The sequence below is a fragment of the Micrococcus sp. KRD077 genome, assembly GCF_017168505.1.
Lineage (GTDB): Bacteria > Actinomycetota > Actinomycetes > Actinomycetales > Micrococcaceae > Micrococcus > Micrococcus luteus.
Genome location: NZ_JABFAZ010000040.1, coordinates 71,499 through 77,515, shown reverse-complemented (window position 1 = coordinate 77,515; position 6,017 = coordinate 71,499). Strand labels below are relative to the sequence as shown.

General features: G+C 74.6%; 7 protein-coding genes. All 7 read right to left on the bottom strand.

Annotated elements, in window-relative coordinates; translation table 11 throughout:
- Positions 1-39: 39 nt before the first annotated feature.
- A complete protein-coding gene (trpA, locus tag J1M39_RS10070; protein WP_020624216.1) occupies positions 40-846 on the bottom strand; it encodes a tryptophan synthase subunit alpha in 807 nt (268 codons plus the stop codon).
- A complete protein-coding gene (trpB, locus tag J1M39_RS10065) occupies positions 843-2,168 on the bottom strand; it encodes a tryptophan synthase subunit beta (RefSeq protein WP_070709870.1) in 1,326 nt (441 codons plus the stop codon). Before trpB ends, trpA begins: the two co-directional genes overlap by 4 nt.
- A 29-nt stretch (positions 2,169-2,197) precedes the next feature.
- Positions 2,198-3,004: an indole-3-glycerol phosphate synthase TrpC gene (gene trpC / locus J1M39_RS10060; RefSeq protein ID WP_036338642.1), complete on the bottom strand. Its 807-nt coding sequence runs from the start codon at positions 3,002-3,004 to the stop codon at positions 2,198-2,200.
- Between the two features lie 5 nt (positions 3,005-3,009).
- Entirely contained in the window at positions 3,010-3,333 is a 324-nt protein-coding gene (locus J1M39_RS10055) for an HGxxPAAW family protein (protein WP_010078761.1), read from the bottom strand.
- Positions 3,334-3,458: 125 nt separating this feature from the next.
- Entirely contained in the window at positions 3,459-4,064 is a 606-nt protein-coding gene (locus J1M39_RS10050; protein ID WP_036338648.1) for a Trp biosynthesis-associated membrane protein, read from the bottom strand.
- Positions 4,064-5,614, bottom strand: coding sequence for a chorismate-binding protein (locus J1M39_RS10045; RefSeq protein ID WP_069941448.1), 1,551 nt, complete (start codon positions 5,612-5,614; stop codon positions 4,064-4,066). Before J1M39_RS10045 ends, J1M39_RS10050 begins: the two co-directional genes overlap by 1 nt.
- Positions 5,611-5,991, bottom strand: a complete 381-nt coding sequence (gene hisI, locus J1M39_RS10040) for a phosphoribosyl-AMP cyclohydrolase (RefSeq protein WP_036315375.1) — start codon at positions 5,989-5,991, stop codon at positions 5,611-5,613. The genes J1M39_RS10045 and hisI overlap by 4 nt, the downstream gene beginning before the upstream one ends.
- Positions 5,992-6,017: the final 26 nt, after the last annotated feature.

Below are 6,017 nucleotides of genomic sequence, written 5' to 3'. Positions count from 1 at the left end.
GGGCGGCGGGGGACGCCAGGGAGGCCAGGGCGGTCATGCTCAGCCCTCCCGGACGGCGCCGGCGGCCAGCTCGCGGGCGAGGGCGCCGACGGCCTGCGGCCCGCCGTCCGTCAGCGCGCGCACCAGGGCCGTGCCGACGATCGCGCCGTCGGCGTAGGCGCCGATCTCGCGGACGTGCGCGGCCTGGGAGACGCCGAGGCCGACGCACACGTGCTCCGCCCCGGCATCCTGGGCCCGGCGGACCACGGTCTCGGCGACGGTGGACACCGCGTCGCGGGTGCCGGTGACGCCCATGACCGACACCGCGTACACGAAGCCGCGGGAGGAGTCGACGGTGAGGCGCACCCGCTCGTCCGTGGACGAGGGCGCGGTGAGGAACACGCGGTCCAGGCCGTGACGGTCCGAGGCCTCCATCCAGGCGCCGGCCTCCTCGGGCACGAGGTCAGGGGTGACGAGACCGGCGCCCCCGGCCTCGGCGAGGCGGCGCGCGAACTCGTCGACGCCCATGCGGTCCACGAGGTTCCAGTACGTCATCACCAGCACCGCGGCGTCAGTGCGCTGGGTCACCCGTCGGATGATGTCGAAGACGTCGGCCACGTGGAAACCCGCCTGCAGGGCGGCCTGGGTCGCGGCCTGGATCACGGGGCCGTCCATCACGGGGTCCGTGTAGGGCAGGCCCAGCTCGATGACATCGGCGCCGTTGTCCGCGGCGGCGACGACGGCCTCGACGCACTCGTCCACGGACGGGTAGCCGGCCGGCAGGAAGGCGACGAGGCCGGTGCGGCCGGCCACCTTCGCGGCATCCAGGGCCGCGGCGGTCTTGGAGTGCACGGTCATGCCGGTCACTGCTCCTCTCCGGGGGTCATCTCCTCGAGCGGGTCCTTCTCCTCCGTGGCCGTGCCGAGGCCGAACCAGGCCGCCGCGGTGGCGACGTCCTTGTCCCCGCGGCCGGAGAGGTTCACGATGATGATCCGCTCCTGACCCTCCGGGGCGTCCGGCCCCACGAGGCCCTCGTCCGCCCAGCGGCGGGCCAGGCGCAGCGCGCCGGCCAGGGCGTGGGCCGACTCGATGGCGGGCGTGATGCCCTCGGTGCGCGTGAGCCGGAGGAAGGCGTCCATGCACTCGGTGTCCGAGACCGGCTCGTAGACGGCGCGGCCCGTGTCGTGCAGGAAGGCGTGCTCCGGGCCGACGGCCGGGTAGTCCAGGCCCGCGGAGATCGAGTGGGAGTCGATCGTCTGCCCGTCCTCGTCCTGCATCAGGTACGTGCGGGCGCCGTGCAGCACGCCGGTGCGTCCGAGCGTGATGGACGCGGCGTGGCGGCCGGTCTCGAGGCCCTCGCCGCCGGCCTCGAAGCCGTAGAGCTCCACCCCAGGGTCGTCGAGGAAGCCGTGGAACAGGCCCATCGCGTTGGACCCGCCGCCCACGCACGCCGCGACGGCATCCGGCAGGCGGCCGGCCTGCGCCAGGATCTGCTCGCGGGCCTCTTCGCCGATCACGGAGTGGAAGTAGCGCACCATGGCGGGGAACGGGTGCGGGCCCGTGACCGTGCCCATCAGGTAATGCGTGGTGTCCACGGAGGCGACCCAGTCCCGCAGGGCCTCGTTGATCGCGTCCTTGAGGGTGCGGGCGCCGATCGCCACGGGGATCACCTCAGCGCCGAGCATCTGCATGCGGGCCACGTTCAGGGCCTGGCGGCGGGTGTCCTCCTCCCCCATGTACACGGTGCACTCCATGCCGAACAGCGCGGCCGCCGTCGCCGTGGCCACGCCGTGCTGGCCGGCGCCGGTCTCCGCGATCAGACGCGTCTTGCCCATGCGGCGGGCGAGCAGCGCCTGGCCGATCACGTTGTTGATCTTGTGCGAGCCGGTGTGGTTGAGGTCCTCGCGCTTGAGGAAGATGCGCACGCCGGGGGTGTCCGCGGCGAACCGCGGCACCTCGCTCAGCAGGGAGGGCCGGTTCACGTAGTCCCGGAACAGGGTCCGCAGCTCGGCCTCGAAGGCGGGGTCCTGCCGCGCCTCCTCGTAGGTGCGGGTGAGCTCCTGCAGCGCGGCCATGAGGGACTCGGGCATCCACTGCCCCCCGTAGTCGCCGAAGTAGGGCCCGGCCTGACCCTGATACGGCCCCTCGAACTCGATCGCGGGCTCGGTGCTCGGACGGTCGGCGCTCATGGCGACCACGCTCCTCGGGTCTGGTTCGGTCAGCGGACGGTGAGGGACGCGGCGCGGAACGCGCGCAGCGCCTCCTCGGGGGCGCCGTGGCGCACGAGGGCCTCGCCCACGAGCACGACGTCGGCGCCCGCGGCGGCGTAGGCCTTGATCTGCTCCTCGGACTCGACGCCCGACTCGGCGACCCGGACGACGTCCTCGGGCAGCCCGTCGGCCAGCGCGGCGTAGCGGGCCGGGTCGACGTCGAGGGTCTTGAGGTTGCGCACATTGACGCCGAGGATGCGGGCGCCGGCGGCGACGCCGCGCTCGATCTCCTCGGGCGTGTGGGCCTCCACGAGGGCGTGCATGCCCAGGGACTCGGTGAGCTGCAGGAAGCCGGCCAGCTCGGCGTCGTCGAGGGCGGCCACGATCAGCAGGACCAGGTCGGCCCCGTGGGCGCGGGCCTCGTGGATCTGGTACTCGGTGACGGTGAAGTCCTTGCGCAGGACCGGCAGATCGACGGCGGCACGCACGGCGTCCAGGTCGGCCAGGCTGCCGCCGAAGCGGCGGGCCTCGGTGAGCACGGAGACGGCGCTGGCGCCGCCGCGCTCGTACGCGCGGGCCAGGGTGGCCGGCTCGGGGATCTCGGCGAGCGCCCCCTTGGAGGGGCTCGCCCGCTTCACCTCGGAGATCACCCGGATCCCCGCGGGGTCGGTGCGTCCGCCGTGCAGGGCCGCGTGGGCGTCACGCGGCGCGGGGGCGGCGGCCACCAGCTCGGACAGGCGCGCCTCGGGCAGGGCACGGCGGCGAGGCTCGAGGTCCTCACGGACGCCGTCGATGATCTCCTGGAGGACGGACACGCGGATCAGTGACCGTGCTGGCCGCGACCCGCGCCGGCCTTGCCGGCGACGATGCCCACGACGACGCCCACGGCCATCAGGGCGAGCCCGATCCACACGACGACGCTCCAGTCGGCGAGCAGGCCGACGCAGCCGGCCACGAAGCCGACGAGCACGAGCGCCACCATGGCCCACGCGCCGGGCGAGTTGCCGTGGCCCGGCAGCTCGAGGTGGGTCGGGTCGTTGAGCACCAGGCCGTCCTCGGTGACGACGACGTCCTCGACGGCGCCGCGGCGGGCGGCGCGACGGGTGGTGGGCTCGGTGTGCGCGGTGTTCGCGGTGTGGCTCATGGCTGTCCCTCACTGGTGCGTGGTGTACATGACGACTGTCCCTCATTGTGCCATGCGGGCACGGGACCGGGCCCGCGTGACCCGGGACGACCCGGGCGGTGCGGGGCGGTCCGAGAGACGGGCACTCACGTGGGGTCGTTGCCGCGGGACAGCTCGTCCCACGCGTCCATCTGGTCCACGCGCCGGCGCTGGGCCGCCTCGCGGGCGGACTGCGCGGGCTGCTCCCCGGCGGCGGCCGGGCCGGGCTCGGAGGCCGCAGGCGCCTTCTCGTAGCGCCGGGACGAACGCCAGCCACGGCCCGCCAGTGCCGCCACGACGCCGCACAGCGCCGCGAGGACGCCGCCAGCCGCCGCGACCCACGGCCACGCCGTCACGGCGTAGTCCTGCGCGAGCGCAGTGGTCCCGGTCGCGTCGGCGACCGCGGCGGCCGCCGTCGTCGCCGGATCCAGGGCGGCGGTGACCGAGGTCGAGGCGATCACGACCCCAGCCAGCGCCATGAGCACGCCGACGATCACGGCGCCGAGGCGCCGGGCGGTGGTCAGGGCGAGGGCACCGGCCATCACGACCAGGGCCATGGCGGTGGCGACGGGCGCGGCGGCGCCGCCCGACGTCGTCGCCTCGGAGGCGATCCCGCCGGACAGGCCCGTGGCGGTCACCCAGGTGCGGCCCGCCGTGAGCAGCACGAGCGCGCCGGCGGCCAGCGCGGCGAGGACCACGGTGCGGCGGCGCATCACGCCTGCCCCAGCTCGCCCGCGGTCAGCACGGACCGCAGCGGCGCCGTCGCCTTGGTGACGGTCTCGGCGGTCTCGGCGTCGGGATCGGAGTCGGCGACGATGCCGGCGCCGGCCTGCACATGTGCCTGGCCGCGGTGCAGCGTGGCCGAGCGGATGTTGATCGCCATGTCCATGTTGCCCGCCAGGTCGAAGTAGCCGACGACGCCGCCGTAGGGCCCGCGCTCGGTCGGCTCCCACTCGTCCAGCAGCTGCAGGGCGCGGGGCTTCGGGGCGCCGGACAGCGTGCCGGCGGGGAAGGCGGCGCGGAGGACGTCGAGCGCGTCGACGTCGTCGCGCATGCGGCCCTCCACGTGCGAGACCAGGTGGAGGATGTGGCTGAACGCCTCGAGCTCCATGAACTGGGTGACCTCGACGGTGCCGGGGCGGCACACGCGCGAGAGGTCGTTGCGGGAGAGGTCCACGAGCATGAGGTGTTCGGCCCGCTCCTTCTCGTCCTCCAGCAGGTCCTTGCCGAGGAGGCGGTCGTCCTTCTCGGTGGCCCCGCGCCGCCGTGAGCCGGCGATCGGATGGGTGACCACGCGGCGGTCCCGCACGGTGACGAGCGCCTCGGGCGAGGAGCCCACGATCTCGTACGGCTCCCCGTCCGGGGTCTCGAAGGAGAAGAGGTACATGTAGGGGCTCGGGTTCACCGTGCGCAGGACGCGGTACACGTCCAGACCGGTGGCGTCCGTGGTGACCGAGAGGCGGCGGGAGACGACGGCCTGGAACACCTCGCCGTCACGGATCGCCCGCTGGGCCTTCGCGACGGCCTCGCGGAAGCCTTCGGCACCCCACCGGTCCTCGGCCTGGGCGGCGACCCCGTCCGCGTCCGCCTCGAGCCAGCGGCGCGGGACGTCGCTGACCGGGTCCGCGGCCGGGGCGGCCAGGCGCTCGACCATGGCATCCAGGCGGGCGAGCGCGTCGTCGTAGGCGCGGTCCGCGCCGGTGGCCAGGCCGTTGCCGTTCACCGCGTTGGCGATCAGCGTCACGGTGCCGTCCAGGGCATCGTGCACGGCCAGGTCGGTGACGAGGTTCATCGCGAGGTCGGGCAGGCCGAGGTGGTCCTCGGGCGGGTGCGGCAGGCGCTCCCACGCGCGGACCGTGCTCCAGCCCAGGAAGCCGGCCATGCCGGAGACGAGGTGCGGCAGAGCGCCTCCGACCTCGGCGCGCACGTCCGTGCGCAGCAGGCGCAGGCACGCGGCGAGCACGTCCAGGGCGCGGCCCTGCGTGGGCAGCCCCTCGGGCGGGGTGCCCTGCCAGTGCGCCTCGCCGTCCCGCGAGGTCAGGGTGACGGATGAGCCGGCCCCGATGAAGCTGTACCGGGACCACGCCGCGCCCGGGGTGGCGGACTCCATCAGGAAGGTGCCGGGGCGGGAGCCGGCCAGGCGCCGATGGATCGCCAGCGGCGTGAGGCCGTCCGCCAGCACCGTGCGGACCACGGGGATCACGCGGGCGGTGTCCGCCAGACGCAGGAACTCCGCACGGGAGGGAGTGGTGGCGGCGGTCATCGGGCGGCCTCCTCGGGGTCGACGGCGGCCGCCGGCATGACGATCTCGCGGCCGGTGAAGCAGGTGCGGGTGCCCGTGTGGCAGGCGGGGCCGGTCTGGTCCACGGTGAGCAGCAGGGTGTCGCCGTCGCAGTCCGCGTGGACCGCGCGCACCCGCTGCAGGTGGCCCGAGGTCTCCCCCTTGCGCCACAGCTCGCCGCGCGAGCGGGACCAGTAGGTGGCCCAGCCGGTCTCGAGCGTCGCGCGCAGGGACTCCTCGTTCATCCACGCCATCATGAGCACCTCGCCGGTGCCCTCCTGCTGGGCGATGGCGGGCACCAGGCCCCGGTCGTCGAAGGTCACGGTGGCCACGAGGTCGTCGGGCGGGGAGATGCTCATGGAGGTCCAGTCTAGGGAGCCGGAGC

Bases quoted from the DNA above. Each gene is read 5' to 3' on its own strand.
- trpB (WP_070709870.1), bottom strand. From the start codon at position 2,168: ATGAGCGCCGACCGTCCGAGCACCGAGCCCGCGATCGAGTTCGAGGGG.
- J1M39_RS10055 (WP_010078761.1), bottom strand. From the start codon at position 3,333: ATGAGCCACACCGCGAACACCGCGCACACCGAGCCCACCACCCGTCGC.
- J1M39_RS10050 (WP_036338648.1), bottom strand. From the start codon at position 4,064: ATGCGCCGCCGCACCGTGGTCCTCGCCGCGCTGGCCGCCGGCGCGCTC.
- J1M39_RS10045 (WP_069941448.1), bottom strand. From the start codon at position 5,614: ATGACCGCCGCCACCACTCCCTCCCGTGCGGAGTTCCTGCGTCTGGCG.
- hisI (WP_036315375.1), bottom strand. From the start codon at position 5,991: ATGAGCATCTCCCCGCCCGACGACCTCGTGGCCACCGTGACCTTCGAC.